The sequence below is a fragment of the Timonella sp. A28 genome, from assembly GCF_051200815.1.
Taxonomy (GTDB): Bacteria; Actinomycetota; Actinomycetes; order Actinomycetales; family Cellulomonadaceae; genus Timonella.
The window spans coordinates 265236-290878 of the sequence record NZ_CP195159.1; the positions used below are offsets into that span (position 1 = coordinate 265236).

Below are 25643 nucleotides of genomic sequence, written 5' to 3' on the forward strand. Positions count from 1 at the left end.
TACTTCTCAGGTAAAGAACTTCGGGAGAAGGACTGCCGTGAAATGCCGTAATTACCCGCAATTAGCACCTGCATCGAAATGACAGAGAACCGGGGGCAGTTTATTGAGACTGTCGATGGTGCCGAAACGGTTGTGCGGCACCATCGACAAGAAAAGCCAGCCGGCCCGAGGGTTCTTTCTCGCTTGAATCGAACTCTACGGGAGTTAGCCGCAGATACCCCCGCGATCCATCTTCATTGAGGAGGAGAGCATTATCCGTTGTCGCCCATTCGTTCGGCTTCTGCGTCGTTACGGCGGGCTTCATGCTGATAGCTGTCCGCGATGCCCCGCAGGATTCGAGCCGTACGTGGCCACCGTGTGGCGATCTTGCTAGCCATCTCCCGGTACTGCTGTTCGAGCACGCGTTCCTGATCACCGCCATCGAATACGTCACGCGAAGTCACACCACGTTGATTGGTCTTGCCGATGAGCAAGCCCGTATCGATCCGTGCATTGCCAACGTTTTCGATGACTTCCCGAACAGCTTCGGCTGGCCAAACCCCGTCTGATCCAACAGGGCTCGAGGCAAGCACTTGCCCGATCTGCTCGTCACCGATCGATGCTCGCCCATTATCCGCGAGGGCAAGACGGGCGGCGCGTACCCATTCTGTGAGCTGATCGGCGTCGATACTGCCGTCGTCCGCGAGTCCGGGGAGCGTGCGCCACCTGCGGAGCACTGAGAAGGCTCGGCGCGCGAAGGCCTGTTCTTGTGGTGTGGGCGTTCGCTTGGGTTCCCCCTCCGCGCGGAAGATGGCGCTCACCATGTTGACGAAGTCCGTGGGATCCTTACTCAGCGCCCGATAGAGGGCGCCCGAAGGCTCATGATCGTGGACAAGCTCAAAGAACATGAACTCGTAGCCCGGGAGCTCTTCATCGTCAGGCACCTGTTGTTCCATGTATTCCAGAGCGTTGCCGACGTAGTATCCGCTCATCGTGGTGTCCTGAGGAGGCTCCGTTCCTCGACGTAGTGCCTCGAAAACCTCCTTGACGAGACTGATCTCCGGTTCCTGATGCGTGTGTAGCATAACGCTCAGAAGCGCCATCGCCTCCCAGGGGCGACCATGTTGAACGAACAGCCGAACGCCCTCCGCCCGATCATCAGAGGCCGCAGCGAAGGGCTGGGCTTGCTTCCAATAGGCTTCTTCGAGTCCTTCGCCTAGCGAGGACACCTCAGTCCAGTAGCGGCGGGAGAGGGGCACTGCCGCCATCAGAATCTCTCGAGCCTCGGCGTCCTGAAGTGCCGGGCTTGCGAATGCTTTTTTCAGCCACTCCATCCCGCCTTCGTGTATCTTCTTGTTCACGTAGTTCAACGCTGCTTGATTTAAGTTGGGCTCAGATGAACTCAGCCACCCGAGAATCTCTTGATCTGGTGCGTTGGCCGTATCTGCGAGCAGCCGTCCCACGGTATGGGGGGTCTTGACATTTATGGTGAGTGAGCGCAGTGCGTCTGATTCGAGAGTAAGTACGTGGTCGAGCGCCTCGCGTTGAAGTCGCGCGAGTTCAACGTCGTATCCTTCGTCTCCTAGTTTGAGATTGGGTATGTGAGGGTGCCAGTCGAAGAGACTGGAGAACCGTCGCCCGTCCTGGGCTGGTGTGAGGGCCTCGGCAAGTTCACGGAACATGACCACATCCTCAGCGGGCATAGCCCACTCGGCGTAAGAGTACTCCTCGTGCCGGTTGGCTTCGCTGTTCAGTGTTTCCCATACCGCATACACATCTTCAGGCGACCAGTCTTGAGCGCCGACGACTTCGTGGAGCTTTGCTAGGGCTGCAACCCGTTCCTGGGGCGGCAATTCATTGATCCGTGGGACAAGCTCTCTCCAGCGTTCTGCGTCCGTCCCCGCAGCGGTAGTAACGAGGATCGCGAGCTCATGAACGAAATGCCCCCAGTCCGCATAAGTGACTGATTTCCGGAGGGGTGGCCAGTCACGATACATCGGAGCGTGCGGCGGGAAAGCAACTGCGTGACTCTCAGACCAGACGTCGAGGGCAAGCTTCCAGCCGACTTCGGGTTCGCGCTGCATGAGGCGCGTGATGACTGCGAGTTTGTCGTCAATGCTTGCGCCGCTCTGAGGCAACCAGCCCGCGACGACATTCTTCAGGCTCTCAATCGGACGATTGCTTAGCCGACCACCGGGATCCAGTGCAGACAACCTTCCAAGAAGCGCTGCCGCTCGACCGAAATAGGTCGGAGACCAGCACAAAGTCTCGAGTGCCCACAGCAAGTTGGGGTGTGGCGACGATGGTTCAAAAAGAATGTCCGCGCTGCTGTCTTGGAACATCGTACGAAGAATCGGGTCGGTGCGGTCCAAGTCGAGCTCAACTTCATCCTGAAATACCTCCGGTGCGGCCTCCGCCAAACTGGGCAGAACACTGGCTAGTCGAGCCCAGGTCGTTCCTGTGTCGTCGGCGTTTGCCGCTTGAAGTAGGTCGTGAACAAGCTGGCTGACCCGCCCCTCCATGGCTAGGTCAGCGGGAAGCTGGACATCGCTCGCGGCGGCGAGCGCCAATCCGTCCGCTATACCTTTCCTGAGTGTTTTCGAATGGGGCGGGTTGGTGCCTTGGGCGCTCGCGGTCAGACGCGCGACGGCGTCCATATCGTGGTAGGGGTCCGGTGCCAGTAGAACATCTGTGACAACCTCAGCCCACCTTGCTAGTTCGCCCTCAGTAAGCGTCGGGAGAAGAAGAAAGGCAGCTTCCGCCGGCGAGGTGGTCCGCCATGTGCCGCCCGACCGAACGAACGGTGTATCTGTGCGGACGGCAAGGCTTTTGAGAAGGCGATCAACAACGTCACGTGATTGGCTGGTCAGCCTTTCGATCACTGCGAGGTCGCCTTCAGCGTTCGTCCAGGAACCAACCAGAACGAGCGGCGCGAGGATAGCGGCTTGATCAGTATTGGTGACCCACTCTGGGGCTCGGACGCGTGACTCGCGCGCGATCGAACGAAAGAGCGCGGGCATACTGCGGCGCGCGAGGGCCACCATCGCCTCGGCCTTGTTCGAGTCCGGCACGACAGTCTTCAGCGTCTCGCGAGCGGCTGCGCGGTCTATCTTGCGCAAATCAATCTTCTTTGCGTTTCGAATGATGTCGCCGGGCTCGGCGATCAGGATTACTCGATGTCCGTTATCGATGGCGGACGCGAGGTCGGACGCATCGGAAAACAACGGAACGAGAATCAGGGGAGACCGCGATTCGGTCAGCCGTTGCCAGGCGGCGCTGTCGGTGACAACAATGACCCGGTACAGAAGGTCGTTCCGCGCAGCCAAGGCGGCGAACGTGAAAGCAAGAGCCTCATCGCGCCAAGGGGCTTGAATGGCCACGATCGCATCGTCGGATCCGGCGGCAGTAAGGGTTGCACGCAACTTGTCGGCCTCCGCGGTGCGTCCGGCCGCGAAGAAGTCAGCCGGGATCGCCACCGTCGTGCGACCCTGAAAAGTCTGCCACCACCGTTCGACGGTCTGTGCGTCTCGTGGTCGGTAGCCCAATCGCTCCGAAATCCAACGATGTACGGATGGCGATTCTTGGAGCCAACTCTCCAGAGCGTGCGCATCGATAGCCTTCACGTCGGAGAACTTCTTCTCGGCGGCGCGTTCAGAAGCCCATGCGCTACCGCCAGCCCAATTCCTCGGAGTAGCGAAGACAAAGATTGAACTCGCGTCAGCGGGGAGCGCGAGCCCTCGCTTGTCGTAGTCGCTCTGAGCCTTTTCTTTCGGGTTAGCGCCCGTACCGAACTCAAAGCGCAACTCGCCAGCTGGAAGGTACGTGCTGCCTGCAGATGTGGCTGTGCCGTCCCAGCCAGGGGCAGCCACCCCCTCGTGGGCGCGGACTTGCAGATTGCTGATCCCAGGGGTCACCGCGAGAAGACGACGCATCAGCTCGGGAAAGGCAGTTTTCGCATCATCGCGGCCAGCCCAGGTGTTCAGTTCGTTAGCGGTGATGAGTTCGGGCCCGTCCGTGCGGAGTATAGGCGCAACTGACGAAGCACTTGAGCCGCGTTCTTTCTGAAGACGCAGTACTTCTTCTCTGGCAAAGCGATGCTGTTTCGAGCCAGGTACACGAGCCGATACGAGGGTACCCGTCGTCACCCAATTCCTGACAGTATTTTCGTGTACCCCAAGAAGCTTCGCGGTTTCGCGTGCATTCAGGAACAGTTTGAGTTCATTTTCGCTTTTCATAACAGCGGTATAGCAGATTGTGGACTTTGTGGACTTTGCTGCTCGGGGTGCGGCGTGAATAACCCAGAATTCCAGAGGGTTCGGCCTTGGCCGGGTGCCTGGGTATCAGGTGGCCGAGTTTCGCGTCTTCTGCCATGCCACCGTCATGCGGTTCACACTGAATCGCCCCGTGATCGGTGTGCCGCCTTCGCCGCCTTCCGGTACGTTTATCTACCGTGTTTATCTTTCATTCCGCTGTTTCGCAGGAGCTGTTTGCTAGTCGTTGTTGCGGGTTTTGGTGAGGTTTTTTACGACTCTTTTGGCGTCTCGTCCTACTCCGCGAAGTGTGGCTGACGCAAAAGTGCGCTGATATTCGAGCCCGACGTACCCGAGTCTAGGGACTGTCGTGGATATGCCGTTCTTGTGTAGGGGCATCCCTGAGTGGTTTACGGCTGGAGTGTTGTGAAGGAATGGCAGATGGGGTTTGTAGCCTGTCGCAAAAATGATTGTGTCTGCGCTGCTGCGTTGCCCGTCCGCGTTGATGAGTGAGTTTCCTTCTACTGCGTGGAACATTGGTTTGTTGGTGAGTGTGCGGTTGCGGAACGCTTCTTGATAGTTGCCGCTATCAATAACTGGAACGTGCGGAGGAAGCAGTTTTTTAACGGGCAGGAAGTCGTATCCGCTGTGTATGAGCCACCAGTGCACGTCTCGATTCAGGATGCGTTGTTTGCGCCACGTCAGGGGAGCGCGTGAGTAAAGGGTTACGTGGGCGTGCGGTGCGAGTTCGCAGGCGATCTGCACGGCCGAGTTTCCGGCACCAACTACCGCTATGTGGTGGCCTTCAAATTTTTTGGGGTTGCGGTAGTGCGCTGCGTGCATGACAGTGCCTGTGAATGTAGACATTCCGGGGATAGCAGGCGTGTATGGGTTGGCGTAACTTCCTGTTGCAACGATGACGTTGCGCGCTGAAATGTTCATGTTTTCTCCGACGATGCGGTGTGTGTCGTCGTGAAATGAAATGTTTGTGACGCGCTGGTTGTAGGCGATGTCTAGGTTGAGGTGTGCAGCGTATTGGTTGAGGTAGTTAACGGTGTCGTCGCGGGTGGGGTAGCGATTGGGGTTTCCGGGAAAGGGGAGCCCGGGGAGGCTAGAAAATTGTGCTGGTGAAAATAGTTGCAGCGAATCATAGTAGTCGCGCCATGATCCGCCGGGCTGTTGGTTTGCCTCGACGATGAGGGGAGTGGTTCCTCGGCTTTGTAGATGGTAGCTGGCAGCTAGTCCTGCTTGACCTGCACCGATGACAAGAGTGTTGGTTTCCTTCATGCAACGATCATATCGTCGTTTTCCGATATGACGATATGTGGATAGTGTGGAGTTATGACCATAGCGCTTTTTTCGCAGGATACGCAGTTGTTTTTGAAGGCTCTCGCTAGCGAAACGCGGCAGCGCATTATGCAGGAATTTGCTGGCGGTGAAGCGCTTTCCGTGAACGACGTTGCTGCGCGGTGCGGCATTGGGCAGTCGACCGCTTCTGAGCAACTTGCGATGTTGAAACAGGGAGGGCTTGTGTGTGCTGTTAAACAGGGGAGGCATGTACAGTACCGCGCGGATGCTGAGGCAATTGCCACACATCTTTCTTTGCTGCAGGCCTATTTGTCCGCCTGCTGCCCGCCGCCTGCTGAGTGAAAAGGTAAAGTCTGTCGCGCCGTCACTTGTACCGATCGGTACAATCAATTATGGTTGTACTGAACGGTACAAACGATTGGTGTGAAACATGCTTAAAAATCTCATGGAGCGCAAGCAGCCAGCAGTTGCAAAGCGGAACGTAGCCTTAGCTGGTCTAGGAGGGGCACTGGCTATACTCGCCTTAGCGGGCGTCACGCATTGGCTTCAAGTTCCATTGCTCGCAGCTACCTTTGGTGCGTCATGCGTTCTTGTCTTCACTCTGCCGGAAAGCCCGCTGTCTCAGCCCATTAACGTGGTCGGCGGGCATGTAGTATCAGCGCTGTGCGGTCTCATTGTCGCCGCACTTTTGCCGGGGCAGTGGTGGTCCGTGGCTGTTGGGGTAGGAGTTGCCATATCTGTCATGGCGGCACTGCGTGTAACCCACCCGCCCGCGGGGGCTAACCCGATTGTCATCATCACTGCTGCAGAAGCATGGTCGTATCTGATTGTCCCCATAGCATTAGGGGCTATTGTGGTCGTGGTAATCGGCGCAATCTTCCACACTGGTGCAGGGCGACAATACCCTCTAGGGGTTGCCCTGCCAGTAGGTAGGAAACGTAAGGAACTAATCTATGGCACATCGTGAACACGTAGTACGTGACCTAGCGGAACTGTTTCGCGAACAAGGGTTCGCTGCAACAAGCCTGCCGAGCATTACGGCAGCCACCGGCCTAGGAAAAGGAAGCCTGTACAACCTTTTCCCGGGCGGAAAAGCACAGATGCTCGGCGCAGTGGTGGAAGATGTCTCTGCATGGTTTGAAGAACGTGTGTTTGCTGTACTGCGTGAGCCAGAACCGCAGCTGACTGAAATGTTTGCTGCGGTGAGCGAATATTTCGACTCAGGTAGGCGGCTCTGCCTTATTGGAAGAGTGGGCATTGAGCCTGGCCTGGAAAGCCTGAACCGCGCATTGAGCAGCTATTTCACGCAGTGGATCGGCGATCTGCGCGATGCTTTGCAGCGTAGCGGCGTGTCTCTCGACGAAGCCAACGGCATCGCAGAAGACGTAGTGAGCGGAATCCAAGGCGCGCTCATCGTCGCCCATACAACAAGCGACTCGGATCTTTTTACTCGCAGCCTTGCACGCATGCAAGACCGAGTTCTTACCGCATTACCGCCTCAATAAAAGCTGTTGTTCGTGTTGCAAGAGCTCGTCGTTTTTCCGCGACGAGCTCTTCTGCTGGCGGATCAAGCGGGGTTGCAGGTTGTAGTGCGTTAACTCGAATATTGCAGTCCAGGTCGGTGCACAAATAGGTGCCCCGTGTGGAGAGTTCCTTGCTGTGCGATGAGATCGCCGCGGTAAACAAAACAACCTGTTCAAAGCGCAGCGGTATTCGACAAAAAGCGCACATGACCGCCCTAGAAACCGAAGTTTTGGCTGGTGCGTGTGTGACCATGATGCCGCGTAGGCGTTTGTTGTGTTCTATGAATATGTATCCTCGCTGCTGTGCGCTGGGGTCGCGCCAGCCTAAATAGTCGAGTTCGTCCCATGCGATATGGGGCAAGGTTTTTGGCATGCGAACGGTTTTTCGCGTTTTGTCGTCAACGTTTTCTAGTGCTGCTCGTAGTTCTGTGAGCGTGCGGGCTTGCATGAGTGTCTCCTTGTGCACATCAATCTGTACGCATGTACAGATTAAAGTATTACACTAGTACCGTCCACACATTTAAAGGAAAACGTTATGGCCTACTTGGCACGCGCCGAACGCCGCGCCGCAATAATCAACGCAGCGCTCACCATCATGCGGAACAGCGGATTCACCGCAGTCACCGCACGCTCCGTAGCCGAAGAATGCGGCGGCTCACCAGGGCTCATACACCAACACTTCTCCAGCGTGGACGAACTCGTCGCAGAAGCATGGAACACCTACGTTGCTGAAAACATTCAAGAATTCACAACAGCAACAGAAAAAACAGACACACACCCACTCAACGAGTTTTACGCAAACCACCTCGACGCCAACGCGCAACAAGAACTCGGCCTCTGGGCAGACGCATGGGCGCACGCCTTACGCACCCCAAAATTCGCACACGTTTTTGCCAACACAATCGACGAGCTCACAACAGCATTACGCGAAGCCGACCCAACAATGAGCGCCGCAGAAGCAGACCGAACCATATTTATTGCCATGGGCTTAGCAGGTATGCACAAGATCGCCCCAGACACGTACCCGCACGCGCGCGTGGCAGCAGTCGCACACTTAGATGCCACAGCCCCACAAAAATAGTGGGTGCTCCCGCACACGGGAACACCCACTATCTAGGTAATTACTTGAACACAGGCTACTTACGCCACGGACCCCACTGTGAACCCGGCTGATCGCCGCGCGTCCACCAACGTGCCGTATACGTCACGCCATCAAAGAGCGCCTGATCACCCTTCGTGTAGATTTTGTCCCTGACCCACTCCTGCACTACAGCCGGATCAACGCCACACTCTGTGACCGTAAACCACGGGCCAGTCGGAGAAACACCAGGCACCTCGCCACGTGCATACCATTGAGTTTCAAACACGCGACCGTCAAGGAAAGCCCGCTCACCCTTATTAAACGTAGTCAACGCATTCCACTGTTTCGACTGCGCAGACGGAGTCGCCGCACAATCACCGGCCTCTACACCAGCAACAGGGCCTTTTGCAGCCTCACGCAACACAAGAGCTGACTGCGCAGACAAGTCACCCTCAACGTCGTTTCCAACCTCCCAGAAGTCAACACCACCCAGACCCTGAGAAATCGCCCACTTCGTTTTTTCGGCAACAGCAACCTCATCGTCAAGAGACCAAAAACGCTTGTTTTCTTCGTCATACGCCCACGTGGCATTAAATTTGCCGTCAGCCGTGTACTCGTGATGGAACGTCAAATCGTCCTTCTTCAACTCGTCCCACGTGCGCTGACCCAAACCGCCACCAGACTGAGTCCACGGTTCAGGCTGTGCATCTTTCCAACCCTGACCATACGCAGCCAAACCAAGGTTCAACTTAGACGGGTCAACACCAGCGTTCACATACGACGCAACAATCGTGTTTAAACCAAGACCCCAGTTGTGGGCAGAATCGCCATACACGTTTCCCTGATGCCCAGTCTCAGTAGTCCACGAACCCCACAAGTCATAGCCTTGAATGTTTCCGTAATCGAGGCTCTGCCACAATTCAGGAGTGTTCCAGCCGCCAGCAGAAATAACGGTTGGGCTCGCTGGAATAAACGCAGAAATCTCGTAACGTTTATCTGAGTCTTCCTCAAGGTCATCAAGCTGCTCACGCAGTTCAGCAGCAAACGCAATAAAGTTCGCTTTGTCATTCACCGGATCAACAACGTTACCTACCTCTTGAGACCAGTCAGGGGCACCCGGCCACTCCCAGTCGAGGTCAAACCCATCGAAGATCCCAGCAGCAACACCCTCGCCGCCCTTGCCGTCAATCTCAGGCAAATCTCCCTTAATGTACAGGTCAATGCACGACTCGGCTAGACGCTCACGCGATTCAGGAGACGCCACAGCCGACGAAAAAGACTTAGACCACGTCCAACCACCCAACGACATGTTGATCTTCAAGTCAGGGTACAGCCGTTTCAGCTGCTTCAACTGATTGAAATTACCGGAAAGTTTCTGCTTCTTCTTATCGGCAACTCCCAGCACAGACTCAGAGGGCTTATACGATCGCATAAAATCGTTATACGCCTCACCAGCAGTTTCAGTCTCACCCTGCGCCGGTGCAGGAGTATCAGAAATGAAACACGTATACGGGTCAACGTCCTCCAACCCCTTAACGCCAGCGGCACGAGCAGCATCAAGAGCTTCTTGAGTGCCCGCAATATTACCGAACGAATAATTCAGGTGAGTCAGATTAGCTGCAGCCCCAGAATCCACCAATGCATTCTTAATCGACGCGCCAGAAGAATCACCAGAACGCCACTGACCGTAATAGCCAACATTCCTATAGCCATTAATCGTGGTCGTAGGGGCAGGCTCGTCGGGCGCCGCGGACGCAGGGGCCGCAGCAAACATGCTTAAAGTGAAGGCACTAACAAGTGCTGCACCAAGCGCGGGTTTTTGATGCGAAAACACACAAACTCCTTTGGTTGTGAAATGACGAGTGGTTAAGAAACCCATAACAAAAGGTTCCTAACAAACGTCACGCACATCCTCACACGGAATAAAACAACCCGCACCAGTAAAGGGGAGTACTCCATGGGGAGCAGAAGGGTGAAATAAAGATTTACAACCAATTACGGCGCTTAAACACCACAAACAACAAGCCGCTACTAACCGCCATCACAGCCAACGCAAAAGGATAACCCAACACCCACGACAACTCCGGCATCCTACGGAAATTCATCCCATAAATCCCGGCAATCAGCGTAGGCACAACCAAAATAGCCGCCCACGAAGAAATCTTCTTCATATCCTCATTCTGCTGCTGAGCAATAAGCGCAGAATTCACCTCAAGAATCTCACTCAACAACTCACGCAAACCCGCAGCACGCTCCATAGCCCGCGACACCCTACGCATCAGACGCTTCGTCTGCAAAGCCTCACGAGTATGCGGATCATCAACGCTCTCCAACTCGTCAACAAGCCCATCAAGCGCATCAGCAAAAGGAACAACCGCCTGCTGAAACTTTAAAACCTCACGCCCCAAACGATAAATATGCTCAGGCGCATGAATGTCCCCACCAAAAACCTGCAACTCAATGCCCTCAACATCACGCTCAAGATCCTCAGCAACCGACACATAACCCTGCGCAATACGCTCAACCACATGATAAAAAGCACCACGAGTGCCACTCTTAAACCGCGCAACCGCAACAGGACTATCTGCAACAACACCACCCGACGGCATACCCGAATGCCCAAGCACAAGAAGAAAACGCGGAGTCGTCACAATATGCAGTTCAGACAACTCAACACGCTCTCGAACACCGTCATACACGGCAGTCTTCACAACAGTCACAGACTGCTCGCCCACACGATCAATACGAGCACGCTGCGACGGCGACAACACATCCTGCTTCAACAACTCATCCAACGGCAACACCTCAGCAAGCAAACTCGCATGAAGAGCAGTCACCGACTCCACCGTCGCAACTAAAAAATGTTCACCATCATCACAAGCAACCAACGCCCCAGAAAGATCATGCAACGACACCTCATCGCACGAAACCCGCTCACCACGCACATAACGTGCCAACGTCACCCGAACATCATTGTCAGATACCGTGCGCATCACGCCTCCCGCAGACAATAGCCCTGCTTGGATACTACCCGCGCACACCACAACATGTACGACGAAGAAAAAACCTACGCCAAATCAGGATTCAAACCCACAGCACTACGCCACGACGACTCAACATGCTCCTGCACCAACCGCTCAAGAAGAACAAAATCCTGAGCAACCATCGCATCAAACAAACCCCTATGCTCCGCAAACATGTGCGAAACATCAGTGTGCTGAGTCAACAACCACGACATGCGCGCCTCAACAGTATGCATAATCTGCTGCAACGTATCCGAACTAGCGCAACTCTGCGCCAACGCATGAAACTGACCATTCAACAGCACAGCATCAGCCATACGACCCTGCTCAATAGCTAACTCAGTATCTGCAAACAACGCCCGAAACCGTCCAACCGACACCTCATCAAGCTTGAGCGCCAAACGCTTAAACAACAACACATCAAGCGCCGAACGAATCTCCACCAACTCAACAAGATCCTCACGAGACACCCGACGCACAAACATGCCCTTACGCGGCGCAACATCAACAAGCCCATCACGCACCAACTCACGCAACGCCTCACGCACAGGCACCCGCGACACATCCATCTCGTCGGCAAGCACACGCTCAACCAAACGATCACCAGGCTCATAACGACGCTCAACAATACGACGCCGCAACTCCGCATACACAGACTGACTCAACGTTTGATGCACAGAACCCAAAGATTGATCCATAAAAAACCCGACTCTTAACTCACAACACAACCGACCCGCCAATAAACCAAAATGCTAACGCCCACAAACCCAAAAACCACGCAAGCACAACAGCCAACACACACAAGTCACCCCGAAAACAAGCAACAAAACCACCCGACTGCAAACCCCATCTGCAAAAATAGGGGCATGTCGAATAGCCCACACGAACCCACAGAACTCACCACAGTAGAAATGTGGACCGACGGAGCCTGCAAAGGAAACCCCGGAATCGGCGGCTGGGGAGTATGGCTACGCTCAGGCAGCCACGAAAAAGAAATCTACGGCGGCGAAACAACCACAACCAACAACCGCATGGAACTCACCGCCGTCATCGAAGGACTCAAAACCCTCAAACGCCCCTGCACAGTAACCATCCACGTCGACTCAACCTACGTCATGAAAGGCATCACAGCCTGGATACACGGATGGAAACGCAACAACTGGCGCACCGCAGACAAAAAACCAGTCAAAAACGCCGAACTCTGGCAAGAACTCGACAACCAAACACAACGCCACACCATCACTTGGAAATGGGTCAAAGGACACTCCGGCGACCCCGGCAACGAACGCGCAGACCAACTCGCCAACAAAGGCGTCGAACAGGTGCGAGCAAACCCACAACACTGAACAAAGCCCCCAACCCCTCAAAAACGATAGCCTAGAGAAGTGATTGAGATAAAAAACGGGCAACAAATCGAAAAAATGCGCGAAGCCGGCCACGTCGTCGCAACAGCACTACAGGCCATGGAACAAGCCGCAGAAATCGGCATGACCCTACGCGACCTAGACGCCATCGGAGCACGCGTCCTCAAAGAAGCAGGCGCAATCTCGCCCTTCCTCAACTACCACCCAGACTGGGCACCCACACCCTTCCCTGGAAGCATCTGCGCATCAGTCAACGACGCCATCGTCCACGGCATCCCCAACAACTACACAATCCAAGACGGAGACGTCATCTCAATCGACTTCGGCGCAGTACTCAACGGCTGGTGCGGCGACTCAGCACGCACCTTCATCGTAGGCAACGCAGCACCCGAAGACACCGCACTAGTTGAACTCACCCGCCAAGCACTCTACGCAGGCATCGAAGCCGCTAAAATCGGCAACACAATCGGCGATATCGGCTACGCCATCAACCAAATCGCCAAGAAAAACAAACTCGGCAACCTCAACGACCACGGCGGCCACGGCATCGGCACCGAAATGCACATGGACCCCTTCGTACCCAACGAAGGACGACGCGGTAAAGGCATGAAACTACAAGCCGGACTCGTCATCGCAATCGAACCCATGTTCATCCTTGGTGGACGCGGCGACTACATGTACGACGACGACGGCTGGACCATCCGCTCCACCCGCGGCGGACGCGCAGCCCACTGGGAACACACAATCGCAATCACAGAAAACGGACCCGACATCCTGACAGCGGTATAACCATGGCAAACGGAATCAACGATCGCATCATCTGGATCGATTGTGAAATGACCGGACTCGACCTCGAACACGACGCACTCGTCGAAATCGCAGCAGTCGTCACCGACGCCGAACTCAACGTACTCGGCGACGGCATCAACGTCGTCATCAAACCACCCGCAGAAGCCCTCGAACACATGGGCGACTACGTCACAAAAATGCACACCGCATCCGGACTCATCCACGAACTCGACACCGGCGTAACCCTCGCCGAAGCCGAAACACTCATACTCAACTACATACGCACCCACGCACCCATCGCCGGAAAAAGCCCACTCGCCGGAAACTCAGTCGCAACCGACAAAATGTTCCTCGAACGCGACATGAAAAACCTCACCAACTACCTGCACTACCGCATCGTCGACGTCTCATCCATCAAAGAACTCGCCCGACGCTGGTACCCGCGAATCTACTTCGCCTCACCAGAAAAACACGGCGGACACCGAGCGCTCGCAGACATCCTCGAATCAATAGATGAGCTGCGGTACTACAGGGCAGCGATGTTCGTGCCACAGCCAGGGCCAGACACCCAAGCGGCACGAGCAGTAGCAGCACAAGTAGCAGACAGTGCCGTATCAGGAACAATATCCGTACCCTCCTCATACCGTGCCTGACAGCTGAAACCAGCCCTGCGCGCAGGCGTGGCGCGGATCACGTGCCGTCGGTTTTAGATTCCCTGCATAAAACAGGTATGCTTTTTACGTCGCGGTGCGAACCGCGAGTTCAACAAGCGCTTATAGGCTTATAAGAGCAACGTGAACATGGTGGGTATAGCTCAGTAGGTTAGAGCGCTGGTTTGTGGTACCGGAGGTCGCGGGTTCGAATCCCGTTACTCACCCCAATGAAGCAGAAGGCCTCACCCTTTGTGGGTGAGGCTTTCTCTTTTCATTCGCTAACTGGGCGCGGCACACGGCGCTTGCGTGGCCGGGCGGCATCCCACGCATCGATTGTTTCGGGCAGCCAGCCGCGAGTAGTGCCAATGAAAGCGTCAGGCTCCGGGAGTTTATAGCCCGCGATCGTGTTGCGCGTGACACCAAGACGCTCAGCGACCTGTAGCAGTGATAGGTATTGCACTGACATTTACTCCTCCTTTTTCTTTCTCATGTCTTGAAGCATGTCGTTAGTGATGAGCACTCCGGCAAGAACTGACAGTGCGGCTGCCACGTTGTTTTCTCCTATTGCTAGAAGACCTGCGAGGAGCGCTATCATGCTTGCGCTCATCTTGACTATGTTCATAATGTCCTGAAGGCTTATCGGTGGGGGTGGGAGCCACTATCTTTGGCTCCCACCCTTGTCTAGTTGTTCTTTAGTTTCGGGTTTGTTGACGAGAGTAAACCATTGGGTCCAGCGTTCAAAGAACAGATCTGAATAATCCGTGTTTTTATTTCTTTGCGTGACCGGATCGTTCCGGTTATTGGCTGTATTTGCTCTGGAAGCGGGCAGTAAAACACGAAATTCTTAATGCATGACTACAGCATTGCTTGTGATTGATGTACAGGAATCGTTTCGGAACTTGCCCGTGTGGGCGCAGGTGTCTAACCCGCATATTGTGCGCGACGTGATGACATTAGTTGACGCTGCACGCGCAGCACAGCATCCCGTGTACTGGGTTTGGCACACTTCACCACACAGCGGTACCGTGTTTGATCCTGCCCAAGGTTTCGTGCGCCCAATAGAAGGGCTTGACGTTCACGAAGATGAGCCGCAAGTAATTAAAACGTCACGGAACGCATTCACAACAACAAACCTCGCCCAGCAGCTCACTAAGGCGGGGGTCACCACACTCATGATTGTGGGAATCCAAACAGAACAGTGCTGTGAAACAACCACGCGAGTTGCAGCAGACCTCGGATATCAGGTCACCTTCGTCACGGAAGCGACCGCAACATTCCCAATAACTCGCCCAGACACCGGCGAAACCCTACCCGTTGATGCGATCATTGAACGGACGGAATATGCGCTCGCGGGACGTTTCGCACGCATCGCAACACTGGAAGAAGCGCTAACAACTTTACGGGCATGAACACTGCACCTTCTGTTTTAACTGACAACACGACTCGCACCCCACACGCGGTGCGAGTCGTGTTTGTGATTGCACCACACGTGCACCTGCTTGACCTAGCAGGTCCCGCACAAGTTTTCAGTGCTGTGTCTGAGCACTCCACCCAAACATGGGAGTTGTCTTACGTTTCCAGCGCACCATCAGTGACGTCTTTTCAGGGGTTGCCACTTCACGTAGAAACACGCTGGCCAGCCCTTGCACCTGAAGACATTATTGTGATCCCCGGCTGGCATGTTTGCAGCACAAACACAATCGGACACATCCCACGCGATGTATTAGAACACCTCATCCACCATCACGGGCGCGGCGGCACCATAATGAGCGTGTGTGCTGGAGCTTTTGCGCTCGCTGAAATAGGGCTACTTGATGGCCGAAAAGCAACCACCCACCATGACCTGCAACATCGTCTGGCCGTGCTCTACCCGCATGTGCAGGTCGTTCCTGACGTGCTGTACGTGAACGACGGCAACATTCACACCTCTGCGGGCATAGCCAGCGGAATCGACCTCTCACTGCACCTCGTTGCGCAACGCTTAGGGCCACAAACTGCCTCACGAATAGCCCGAGCAATGGTGATCTATGCGCGACGAAACGGGCACGAACCGCAAGACAGCGTCATGCTGCAACACCGTGATCACGTCGACGATCTCGTCCACCGCATCCAAGACTTTATTGAAGAGAACTACACCCAAAAGCTTCCCCTCACTGTCCTCGCAGACCACGGGAAAGTTAGTACCCGCACCCTTACCAGAGCATTCGCTCGAAGCATCCACATGACACCGCTGCGCTACCAACACATGATCCGTTACGAACACGCCCAACGACTCATCACATCAGGGGCAACCCGCGAAATCGCGGCACGCACAGTCGGGTTCGATGACGCCCGAATGCTCCGCACCCTCCACAACAGAACAACACGCGCCTAACCCTCTGCGCGCACACGCCACCTTTAACGCAACTTCCACCACTGCACACTAAACCCCCAAAACTCCTTGAAAACAATTCGCTTAAGGACGAAAAACCCTTCGTTTGTGCGTGCCCTCACCGATGCACACCGTGAGCATGGTAAAACGGCTAATATTGCGGTACAACGCACCGTTAACAGGAGGTCACAATGGCCGAACATAAAGACAATAACGTTGAAGGCACCCACCTCGGTGTCGACGCATGGTTAGAAACCGCAGACGCGCCAGCCTCGTCTCAAGGTTTTGTACCAGCCGCTCGAATCCTCGCAGGTGAGGAGCCGAACGACGACGTAGAAAGCACAGAAGAGCCCGAACAGGGCTAAGGGATGAAGTGATGGGGAACGCGTGGGACTTGTAGCACAGCACCAAAGCCTGCCAGCAATCGGAAGCACAGTCTTTGACATTGTCAAAGACTTACGCACTGATGCTGACTCGCTGGCGTTCCCCATTCCCGTATCGAGCGCAGAAGACGCACATAGCGCTAAAAAGCTTTTGCTTGCACAACTGGACGATCATTTGCTGCCGCGTCTTGCAGAGCTTTCTACGCCAGCAGTCGTTGTTGTTGCAGGGTCTACAGGCGCTGGTAAATCCACCATCACCAACTCTCTTGTTGGTGAAGAAATTTCAGATGCTTCAATCCTGCGTCCCACCACACTTGAACCCATACTTGTGGTGCATCCACGCGACGAAGAACTCATGCGCCGCAGTCCGCTCGTCGGCGAAGTACTCCTCAAAACGCATGAAGGAATACCTCGCGGAATCGCTGTGCTTGACGCACCAGATCTCGACTCCATTCGTGAAGAAAACAGGGAAACAGCGCGCCGTCTTCTCGAAAGCGCTGACTTGTGGCTATTCGTCACTACTTCTCAACGTTACGGTGACGCACTACCGTGGAAGACTCTTATTAGCGCTAAAGAACGTGGCACGTCAGTTGCGATGATCCTCAACCGCGCCCCGAAAGCTTCAGTGAAACGGGTACGCCTAGATTTGCATTCTCGTCTCCGCGATCACGGTATGGAAAAGACTCCGCTGTTTGTTGTTGAAGATCAAGGTCCGCACGAGGGGCTCCTGCCGAGTTCAGCAATCGCACCTATCCGAAACTGGTTGACCACTCTTTCCGGCGCAGATCAAGCACGCGCAGTTATCGTGCGTACGCTTCGTGGCGCGTTGGATGCTTTGCCGCCACGCCTCCTCGATTTAGCTACAGCAACAGAAGAGCAAGTTGCTGCCCAAGCAACAATCGACGACACAGCTAAAACGTCGCTCATGGCAAGCGTCGAAAAAATTCGTGCAGAAATCGCTGATCACACACTCTTTGGTGGGGCAGGGAACTCCCAATGGTCGCTTTTTGCCACTCAAGCGCGCCTCGATAAAGCAATCGGCCGGTCAGGTTACGTACAAGGCTCAAATCGTATCCGCCGCAAGCGAGAAGAAGCCGCTCAACAAGCACTGCCCTCGCTGCGAGAACTCATCATTCAAGCGGGAACAGACACAATCTTTGATGCTCGTCAGCATGTTAAAGCAGCACTCGAAGATGTTCCGGGTGGCACCCACATTGACGTAACCGCCTTTCCACCACGCACACTTACGATCGCTGAAGCGGTAGATGAATGGCTCAAGGACACCACCACAACTGTCGAACAATTCATCGCTGACAACGCAACGAAACAAGTAGCATGTGCTGTCAAAGGATTAAGCACGCCAGCGCTCACTACCATTCTTGTAGCAGCATCTCTTGGCTTAGACGACGCGCATGCTTGGAGTAGACGCATCCTTGGAAACGAATCAGATGCGATCGTCGAACAGGCAACAACCGCTCTTGCTGACGTTTACGATCGACTGATTCTGGGCGAATACGTTGATGTTGTTACTCAACTAGAGGCTTTGGACGTGCACGACGAATCAGCAACTCGAATTCGTGTCCGTGTAGCTGAATTAAAGAAGCTTAGATAACGTCGACCAGCGAGAGGGGACAACAATGAGTAGTACTGACGCACAACAGTATCGAGTTCAAGTCGCTGAGTTACGGGCAGCACTCGAAACGGGAAAACCATATTTACCGCTTGAGTTACAGAAACAAGGGTATGAGATTCTCAATTCTATTGAGAAGCGCCTCGATTTGGGTGTCGATCATACGATTGTTGCTCTTGCTGGTGGTACAGGTTCAGGAAAATCGTCAACGTTTAATGCGCTTTCGGGTTTGGAATTCGCAGATGTGGGCGTGTTACGTCCTACGACAGCGCGCGTGGCTTCATGCACGTGGAGTTCTGACGCGACAGCGTTATTAGATTGGTTAGAGGTAGATTCTGACCGCCGTATTTCTCGTGACACTGCGTTAGATGGTGAAGATCAGCGTGCGCTTCATGGCATGATCTTGCTTGATTTGCCAGATCACGATTCGGTTGCGGAGCACCATCGCACGATTGTCGACAAAGTGTTGCCGCTGGTTGACGTGCTCATGTGGATTGTTGACCCACAAAAGTATGCGGATGAAGCATTACATGCCGGATATTTGCGGGGTTTAGTGGGCACGGAAGCGTCCATGATTGTTGTGTTGAATCAGGTTGATACGATCCCTGAGCAGGGCCGGGAAACTCTTGTTGACGATATTGCTCGTCTGTTAGAGAAGGATGGACTCGATAAGGTTGAGATCCGCGGTATTTCTGCTCGGACGGGGGATGGAATCGCTGACCTTCGAGAAGATCTGCGTAGTGCGGTGAGTCGTCGCACGATGGCTTCGCGGCGGTTGCGTGACGAGCTTGTCCGGTTGGCGCGACTTATTGGTCAGCATGTCCCTGGTGGTGTCGCAACAGATTTGCATGCTACAGCTCGTGCAGAAGCAGACCGGTATCTTGTTGCTTCGGGTATTCCAGCGTTGGCAGATGATGTTTCTGAGCGTACGGCGCAAGGCCGGAGTGTGGGGGAGGCCCCGCATATTTCTGTTGCGTCGCCTAGTGCTGTAAACACGTTGCGTGGGCGTTGGATTGAACGTGTTACCGCACATATGCGAAGCCAGTGGGCGAAAGCTGTGAGTGCTGCGGCCGGTGAGTCGGACGAACTGAGTGCTGGACTGGAAAAAGAACTTGGCGCTGTTGAAGTGCCGTGGGGTCCTGTCGCGCATGCGAGTCGAGTGCCCGCAATTGTGGCGTGGTCTTTAGCAGCAGTGTTAGCTCTGCTGGGGGTTGCTGCACTTGTTGAGGTGGTCTTTACGATTCCTCTTGGTGTTGTGTTGCTTGGGGTAGCTGTTGTGAGTGCGCTTGTTGGGTTTGCTTTTGCTCAACGGCGGGCCCGCATATTGCGTCGTGCTGGCCGTGCTCGGGCGGAGGCGTTGCGGGATGCTGCGGCTGAGGCGGTGTCTCGTGTCCTTGACGAGGTGTTGTTTATCCCTGTGGCTAAAATTTTGCAGGCTCATGACACCGTGCAAAAGCATGTTATGCATGTGTCTGCGCCGCAATCACCTGCGCATGCGAAACCGGTGGAGCAGTCCGTTGAGAACAGCGGCAAAGCTTCCACACCTGATGACGCTGAGGCAAAGGCAACAGTGTAAAAAATATGCGCATCACGCTATTGCGCGTCGTTTCCTTGTGATTCTCGACGAGTCGCTCACAAAACATTGTGGACGATGAGCCAAAAGTTGCATTGACCGCGTAGGCTGGTGTGTTGAAAACAAGTCTAAGTCGAACACAAGGCGGACGAGAAGCCAGTGGCTGAGTTCATTTACACCATGTATAAGGCGCGTAAAGCGCACGGTGACAAGGTCATCCTTGATGACGTTTCACTGAACTTTCTTCCAGGCGCAAAGATCGGTGTTGTTGGACCGAACGGAGCAGGTAAGTCCACGATCCTCAAGATCATGGCAGGACTTGACCAGCCTTCGAACGGTGAAGCGCGCCTAGCTCCCGGATACACAGTAGGTATCTTGCTGCAGGAGCCTCCTCTTAACGAGGAGAAAACTGTTCTTGGAAACATTGAAGAGTCTGTTGCTGAGATTAAAGGCAAACTGGACCGCTTCAACGAGATTTCAGCTCTTATGGCTGAACCAGACGCTGATTTTGATGCTCTGTTGGCTGAGATGGGTGACCTGCAAGAAGCCCTTGACCACGCTAACGCGTGGGACTTGGACAACCAGCTTGAGCAGGCCATGGATGCGTTGCGTTGCCCTCCAGCTGACGCTGACGTGACAGTGCTTTCTGGTGGTGAGCGCCGCCGTGTCGCATTGTGTAAGTTGCTGTTGGAAAAGCCAGATCTTCTGCTCCTCGACGAGCCAACTAACCACCTTGATGCAGAGTCTGTGTTGTGGCTTGAGCAGCACCTTGCAACTTACCCTGGCGCTATCCTTGCGGTTACCCACGACCGTTACTTTCTCGACCACGTTGCAGAGTGGATCTGTGAGGTTGACCGTGGACGCCTCTACCCATACGAGGGTAACTACTCGACTTACCTTGAAAAGAAGCGTGAGCGTCTTGAGGTTCAGGGTAAGAAGGACGCAAAACTTGCTAAGCGTCTTGCAGACGAACTCGACTGGGTGCGTCAGAACGCTAAGGGCCGTCAAACTAAGTCGAAGGCTCGTTTGGCCCGCTATGAAGAGATGGCCGCTGAGGCGGAGCGCACTAGGAAACTGGACTTTGAAGAGATCCAGATTCCACCAGGGCCACGTCTTGGAAACGTCGTTATTGAAGCTCAGGACTTGAAGAAGGGCTTCGATGAGCGTGTGCTCATTGATGGTCTGTCGTTCTCGCTTCCACGTAACGGCATCGTTGGTGTGATTGGCCCTAACGGTGTTGGTAAGACGACATTGTTTAAGACCATTGTTGGGCTTGAACCATTAGATGGCGGTGACTTGAAGGTCGGAGAAACCGTCAAGATTTCTTACGTCGACCAGTCTCGTGGCGGTATCGACCCTGACAAGACACTGTTCGAGGTTGTTTCTGATGGTCTTGACTTTATTAAGGTCGGACAGGTTGAAATGCCTTCGCGTGCGTATGTTGCGGCGTTTGGGTTTAAAGGCCCAGACCAGCAGAAGCCTGCCGGTGTTTTGTCTGGTGGTGAACGCAACCGTTTGAACCTTGCGTTGACGTTGAAGCAGGGTGGAAACTTGTTGCTTCTTGACGAGCCAACTAACGACCTTGACGTGGAAACGCTTGGTTCATTGGAGAACGCTCTTCTTGAGTTCCCTGGTTGTGCTGTTGTCGTCTCGCACGACCGTTGGTTCCTTGACCGAGTAGCAACGCACATCCTCGCATATGAGGGTACGGAAGAAGACCCGTCGAACTGGTACTGGTTTGAAGGAAACTTTGAATCGTATGAGGCGAACAAGATCGCTCGTCTTGGTGCTGAAGCTGCGCGTCCTCACCGCGTTACTCACCGTAAGCTGACTCGTGACTAGTGAGTGAACATATATTGGGCTGGTATCTGCTATTGGGATGCCAGCCCAATAATGTTTTAAAAAGAAAATAGTGCGACTCGCGCGATTGAGAGTGCTCATTTCGCATCAATTGCAGACAATGCATATATGACTTCGCACGAACCGACCCCCACCGGATCAGACAAACGCACTGATCAGCCAGATGCGTATGCAGAGTCTGTCCCTGACGCTTCACTCGTCGCAGTTGTGCAAGAGGCCCGCACAATGCTGGAAAAGCTTCAGTTTCCGCTAGAAACAGCCGATGCGCCTCATGCGCGTAAGCAGGCGCAGCGCGCAGCGCGGCACATTAATGATTATTTACTGCCTCGTTTGGAAAACACGAATGCCCCTGCGGTAATTGTGGTGGGCGGTTCTACAGGTTCAGGAAAGTCGACACTTATTAATTCTGTGTTGGCGCAACGTGTAACCCAACCTGGTGCATTACGGCCAACAACACGTCACCCTACGCTTGTGCACAATCCGGCAGACAAAGAATGGTTTACAACGCCACGCATTTTGCCGAGTTTCGCCCGTGAATACACGCACACGCATTCGATTGGCGCGCATGAACGACACAGTGACGAATTGCGGCTTGTTTCCACGGATGCGATGCCACAGGGGATCGCCTTTATCGACTCACCAGATGTTGATTCTGTTGTCGACGAAAATAGGGCGCGAGCAACCCAGCTTTTCTTGGCCGCAGACTTGTGGCTTTTTGTGACGACTGCCGCACGTTACGCCGATGCAGTACCGTGGGCGGCCTTACAAGAAGCTGTGGAACGCGACGTACACGTAGCCATCGTCATGAATAGGGTTGCGCCCAATGACGACGACGTCGTAGCAGATTTTCGTTCCATGCTCAACAGCAACGGACTCAAACAAAGCCCTTTGTTTGTGGTGTATGAACAGGCACTAGACGACGGCATGGTGCCGCACAACGAAATAAACCATATAGCTCACTGGCTCGCAGACATTGCCACATCACAAGCGATGCGTGACGGGGCAATCACAAGCACCCGAAACGGCGCGATAGAGTCTCTTGCACACAACCTAGAAGAACTCGCTGTTCACGCAGAAACCCAGCATCAACGCCAAGACGAACTTACAGAAGCAGTCACCGCGCCATACGAACGCGCTCAAGAACATATTTTTGACGCTATGAAAGACGGCTCAATGCTGCGTGGTGAGGTTCTCACACGCTGGCAAGACTATGTTGGCACTGGCGAGTTCATGCGATCTGTGGAACAAAAAATTTCGCACACACGCGATAAAGTAGCAGGGTTCTTTCGCGGACGAGCAACCGCACCCCGCGTACAAGATGCAGTAGGGGACATCTTGCTTGCGGTGATAAAAGACCACAACGATACGGCTGCTTCACGCGCATATACGGCTTGGTTCCATGACAGCGCTGGAAAAAAACTGTTAAACGGCAACCAAGCTTTAGCCACATCAAGCACAGGTTTCACTCATGCAGTGGAATATCAGATACGCGAATGGCAAAGCGGAATATTGCACTTAGTGGAGGAAGCAGGAGCCCCTAAACGCGCACGCGCCAGAGCATTAGCGTTTGGCACGAATGGGCTCGGCGCAGCATTAATGACCGTTGTGTTTGCGTCAACGGGTGGTTTAACGGGCGCAGAAATCGGTATTGCTGGCGGCACAGCAGTAGCATCACAAAGATTCTTAGAGGGAATCTTTGGCGAGGACGCCGTACGAAGACTGGCTCAGCAGGCACAACACGACCTGCATCACCGAATCACTGTGTTACTTGACCAAGAACAGCAGCGCTTCCTTAACCTTCTAGATGCACTCCACCTTGACGACACAATCAGCCAGCAAACATTGACAGCTGCACAACACATACAGCAGCACATCCCGAAAAAACCAGAATTAGGGCTGTTCAGCGGAACAAAAAATCAGCCTGACCAACCCTTTGTTGGGGGAGTGTATGTGCCGATAGATAGTGCAGAAACACACCACACGCATCACGAAGAACATGCACCTACCTTGTCGCAAGAAACCTCACGACAACGGTGGTGGCAGGTTCTTCGTCGGTCGGACAAAGGTGATAAATCATGATGCAGCGTGCAGCAGACAATCGCGCGATTCGTCGTCTTAATCGTGAAGTTGAAACACGTGTGCGCGCCCTCGACGAAGCATTAGAAGCAGGCCGCGGGTGGCTGTCGCAAGAAACGATTGAAGCCGCAGAAGAACAATCAGCGATAGCGCGCGCCCGACTCAACATGTCCTTCGACCATACTGTTGTGGCTATTGCTGGCCCAACAGGTGCTGGAAAATCTTCGCTGTTGAACACACTGACGGGCACAACAAGCGCGCAGGTGTCCTCGAAACGGCCTACGACCGCCCAACCTCAAGCAGTCGTTTTTGAGCCGGCACATTTAGATAACCAACACGACAGTGCACAACTCTTAGACTGGCTCGAGATCCCACAACGGCACTATATTTCGGTAAGTGACACTGCTCGAGCAGCAAAGAAACTCACAAGCCTTCGTCTGGCATGGCGCAAAACAGAAGCCAGTGAAGACACCTCTGCAGCGGAAGAAACAACACTGCGTCAAGGACTCATCCTTGTTGATCTTCCAGACTTCGACTCCATCATGACAGCGCACCGAGTCATATCGCAGCGACTCACCCAACGCGCTGACGCAGTCATCTGGGTAACAGACCCACAAAAATATGCTGACGAAGCCATGCACGCCCAGCTCCGTGACTTTCACAACAACACCGACATGTACGTTGTGCTCAACCAAATTGACAGGCTGACAAAGGCAGACACAGAACAATGCCTAGCTGACTTGCGACGCATACTCGCACAACATGGCAATGACCATGCTACGGTCGTCGGCGTATCAACTGTTACAGGCGAAGGCATCTCAACGCTGGGTGCTCTTCTTGAACGCACAGTAGAGCGCAGAACAATCCAAGCGAATACGCTTACCGCACATATTCAACACTGTGCACAACTCATCTACAACGAATGCGGAAATCAACGCAAAGTCAGCACAGCTGACCGGCTCAACACAGAACTTGTTACTCAACTTAGCCATGCTGCAGGGGTCGATTCTATTGTTGATGCCGTATATGACTCATCGCTCAGGCGAAGCCACATCGCCACTGCCTGGCCGCTTACCGCATGGATTGCGAGACTACGACGAGACCCCCTACGCACTCTTGGATTAAGCCACACGTGGGGGAGCCACACGCGACCCCAAGAAAACGAACAGCATGCACGCTCCACAGATCATGTTGTTGTGCCCCGCACCGTACGATCTTCACGAGGCTTCTCACATACGGGAACGCAAGCACGCGCGCTAACCGCTGTACGAACCTACGTTGACCAGTCCACCCGGTACGGTCCGGAACAGTGGCGCATGAATGTTTCCGAACATGTGACACACGTAGACATCGTCGACGAACTCGATGCGGCGGTCGTACACGCCCCAACTATTACGTTGCCGCGTGCCCGCTGGTGGGGCCTCATATCTGCACTCAACAAAACCTTCCTTGCAGTACTCACCTTAGGTTTGGGGTGGCTCACCGTTTTGGCTATCGCCGCATACCTACGAATTGAAGTGCCGAGCACCCCAAACTTTGAAGGCTTCCCCATACCCACGCTTTTAACGGTGGCAGGACTTTTCCTTGGAGTGTGTACAGCGCTCATAGCTAGAGTGTTGTCCGTCGCATATGCGAGAAAAACATCGCGCACCATAGCGTATGAACTACATAAGGCAATACACGATGTTGCACACAAAAACGTTATTGAACAGGTGCAGAGCGCACGTAAACAGTTAGAAACATGCGCATTAGCTGCACTTGTAGCGGCACGCTAGCAACA

At 54.2% G+C, this 25643-nt stretch carries 23 protein-coding genes and 1 tRNA gene; 16 read left to right on the forward strand and 8 right to left on the reverse strand.

What is annotated here, in order from left to right; all coding sequences use genetic code 11:
- Positions 1-251 precede the first annotated feature (251 nt).
- Together ACR9EC_RS01300 and ACR9EC_RS01305 are read right to left on the reverse strand one after the other, a co-directional pair.
- Positions 252-4214, reverse strand: a complete 3963-nt coding sequence (locus ACR9EC_RS01300; protein ID WP_435299721.1) for a helix-turn-helix domain-containing protein — start codon at positions 4212-4214, stop codon at positions 252-254.
- A gap of 255 nt (positions 4215-4469) precedes the next feature.
- Positions 4470-5516 carry a flavin-containing monooxygenase gene (locus tag ACR9EC_RS01305; RefSeq protein ID WP_435299722.1) on the reverse strand — a complete coding sequence of 349 codons (1047 nt, stop codon included), beginning with the start codon at positions 5514-5516 and terminating at the stop codon, positions 4470-4472.
- A gap of 54 nt (positions 5517-5570) precedes the next feature.
- On the opposite strand from ACR9EC_RS01305, the gene ACR9EC_RS01310 reads away from it, so the two are divergent.
- From ACR9EC_RS01310 to ACR9EC_RS01320, 3 genes are all read left to right on the forward strand, one after another.
- A complete protein-coding gene (locus ACR9EC_RS01310) occupies positions 5571-5879 on the forward strand; it encodes an ArsR/SmtB family transcription factor (RefSeq protein WP_435299723.1) in 309 nt (102 codons plus the stop codon).
- Positions 5880-5967: 88 nt separating this feature from the next.
- Complete coding sequence (locus tag ACR9EC_RS01315; RefSeq protein ID WP_435299724.1) at positions 5968-6504, forward strand: HPP family protein; 537 nt, start codon at positions 5968-5970, stop codon at positions 6502-6504.
- Complete coding sequence (locus ACR9EC_RS01320) at positions 6491-7042, forward strand: TetR/AcrR family transcriptional regulator (RefSeq protein ID WP_435299725.1); 552 nt, start codon at positions 6491-6493, stop codon at positions 7040-7042. Before ACR9EC_RS01315 ends, ACR9EC_RS01320 begins: the two co-directional genes overlap by 14 nt.
- On the opposite strand, the gene ACR9EC_RS01325 is transcribed toward ACR9EC_RS01320, so the two are convergent.
- Positions 7020-7508 carry an FBP domain-containing protein gene (locus ACR9EC_RS01325; RefSeq protein ID WP_435299726.1) on the reverse strand — a complete coding sequence of 163 codons (489 nt, stop codon included), beginning with the start codon at positions 7506-7508 and terminating at the stop codon, positions 7020-7022. The two genes, ACR9EC_RS01320 and ACR9EC_RS01325, sit on opposite strands and share 23 nt — an antisense overlap.
- An 87-nt stretch (positions 7509-7595) precedes the next feature.
- Between ACR9EC_RS01325 and ACR9EC_RS01330 the strand changes: the two genes are divergently transcribed.
- Positions 7596-8141 (forward strand): TetR/AcrR family transcriptional regulator, encoded by a 546-nt coding sequence (locus ACR9EC_RS01330; protein ID WP_435299727.1) that lies wholly within the window; start codon positions 7596-7598, stop codon positions 8139-8141.
- Positions 8142-8196: 55 nt separating this feature from the next.
- Here the strand turns inward: ACR9EC_RS01330 and ACR9EC_RS01335 are convergent, their stop codons facing one another.
- The 3 genes from ACR9EC_RS01335 to ACR9EC_RS01345 form a co-directional block, all read right to left on the reverse strand.
- A complete protein-coding gene (locus ACR9EC_RS01335; RefSeq protein ID WP_435299728.1) occupies positions 8197-9975 on the reverse strand; it encodes a glycosyl hydrolase family 18 protein in 1779 nt (592 codons plus the stop codon).
- A gap of 151 nt (positions 9976-10126) precedes the next feature.
- Positions 10127-11134, reverse strand: a complete 1008-nt coding sequence (locus ACR9EC_RS01340) for a magnesium and cobalt transport protein CorA (RefSeq protein ID WP_435299729.1) — start codon at positions 11132-11134, stop codon at positions 10127-10129.
- A 74-nt stretch (positions 11135-11208) separates the two neighbouring features.
- Entirely contained in the window at positions 11209-11862 is a 654-nt protein-coding gene (locus tag ACR9EC_RS01345) for a GntR family transcriptional regulator (RefSeq protein WP_435299730.1), read from the reverse strand.
- A 168-nt stretch (positions 11863-12030) separates the two neighbouring features.
- Between ACR9EC_RS01345 and rnhA the strand changes: the two genes are divergently transcribed.
- The 4 genes from rnhA to ACR9EC_RS01365 all read left to right on the forward strand — a co-directional run bounded on the left by rnhA (position 12031) and on the right by ACR9EC_RS01365 (position 14197).
- The gene (gene rnhA / locus ACR9EC_RS01350; RefSeq protein ID WP_435299731.1) at positions 12031-12510 is read left to right on the forward strand and encodes a ribonuclease HI; all 480 of its coding nucleotides are present in this window, start codon (positions 12031-12033) and stop codon (positions 12508-12510) included.
- Positions 12511-12549: 39 nt separating this feature from the next.
- Positions 12550-13317: a type I methionyl aminopeptidase gene (gene map, locus ACR9EC_RS01355; protein WP_435299732.1), complete on the forward strand. Its 768-nt coding sequence runs from the start codon at positions 12550-12552 to the stop codon at positions 13315-13317.
- A 2-nt stretch (positions 13318-13319) separates the two neighbouring features.
- On the forward strand, positions 13320-13970 hold the full coding sequence (gene orn / locus ACR9EC_RS01360; protein WP_435299733.1) for an oligoribonuclease: 651 nt from the start codon (positions 13320-13322) through the stop codon (positions 13968-13970).
- A 150-nt stretch (positions 13971-14120) separates the two neighbouring features.
- Positions 14121-14197 (forward strand) — tRNA-His (locus ACR9EC_RS01365).
- Between the two features lie 44 nt (positions 14198-14241).
- Here ACR9EC_RS01365 and ACR9EC_RS01370 read toward each other — a convergent pair.
- Positions 14242-14436: a helix-turn-helix transcriptional regulator gene (locus ACR9EC_RS01370; protein ID WP_435299734.1), complete on the reverse strand. Its 195-nt coding sequence runs from the start codon at positions 14434-14436 to the stop codon at positions 14242-14244.
- Positions 14437-14577, reverse strand: coding sequence for a hypothetical protein (locus tag ACR9EC_RS01375; RefSeq protein ID WP_435299735.1), 141 nt, complete (start codon positions 14575-14577; stop codon positions 14437-14439). It abuts the gene before it with no gap.
- A gap of 244 nt (positions 14578-14821) precedes the next feature.
- Here ACR9EC_RS01375 and ACR9EC_RS01380 point away from each other — a divergent pair, with 244 nt between their 5' ends.
- The 8 genes from ACR9EC_RS01380 to ACR9EC_RS01415 all read left to right on the forward strand — a co-directional run bounded on the left by ACR9EC_RS01380 (position 14822) and on the right by ACR9EC_RS01415 (position 25638).
- Positions 14822-15379: a cysteine hydrolase family protein gene (locus ACR9EC_RS01380; RefSeq protein ID WP_435299736.1), complete on the forward strand. Its 558-nt coding sequence runs from the start codon at positions 14822-14824 to the stop codon at positions 15377-15379.
- Positions 15376-16344 (forward strand): GlxA family transcriptional regulator, encoded by a 969-nt coding sequence (locus ACR9EC_RS01385; protein ID WP_435299737.1) that lies wholly within the window; start codon positions 15376-15378, stop codon positions 16342-16344. The genes ACR9EC_RS01380 and ACR9EC_RS01385 overlap by 4 nt, the downstream gene beginning before the upstream one ends.
- 188 nt (positions 16345-16532) lie before the next feature.
- Entirely contained in the window at positions 16533-16706 is a 174-nt protein-coding gene (locus ACR9EC_RS01390; protein WP_435299738.1) for a hypothetical protein, read from the forward strand.
- Between the two features lie 22 nt (positions 16707-16728).
- Positions 16729-18336 carry a GTPase gene (locus tag ACR9EC_RS01395; RefSeq protein ID WP_435299739.1) on the forward strand — a complete coding sequence of 536 codons (1608 nt, stop codon included), beginning with the start codon at positions 16729-16731 and terminating at the stop codon, positions 18334-18336.
- 25 nt (positions 18337-18361) lie between these two features.
- Entirely contained in the window at positions 18362-19930 is a 1569-nt protein-coding gene (locus ACR9EC_RS01400) for an ABC transporter (protein WP_435299740.1), read from the forward strand.
- Between the two features lie 156 nt (positions 19931-20086).
- Positions 20087-21769 carry an energy-dependent translational throttle protein EttA gene (ettA, locus tag ACR9EC_RS01405; RefSeq protein WP_435299741.1) on the forward strand — a complete coding sequence of 561 codons (1683 nt, stop codon included), beginning with the start codon at positions 20087-20089 and terminating at the stop codon, positions 21767-21769.
- 126 nt (positions 21770-21895) lie between these two features.
- Positions 21896-23866 (forward strand): dynamin family protein, encoded by a 1971-nt coding sequence (locus ACR9EC_RS01410; RefSeq protein ID WP_435299742.1) that lies wholly within the window; start codon positions 21896-21898, stop codon positions 23864-23866.
- Positions 23863-25638 carry a GTPase gene (locus tag ACR9EC_RS01415; protein WP_435299743.1) on the forward strand — a complete coding sequence of 592 codons (1776 nt, stop codon included), beginning with the start codon at positions 23863-23865 and terminating at the stop codon, positions 25636-25638. Before ACR9EC_RS01410 ends, ACR9EC_RS01415 begins: the two co-directional genes overlap by 4 nt.
- Positions 25639-25643 lie beyond the last annotated feature (5 nt).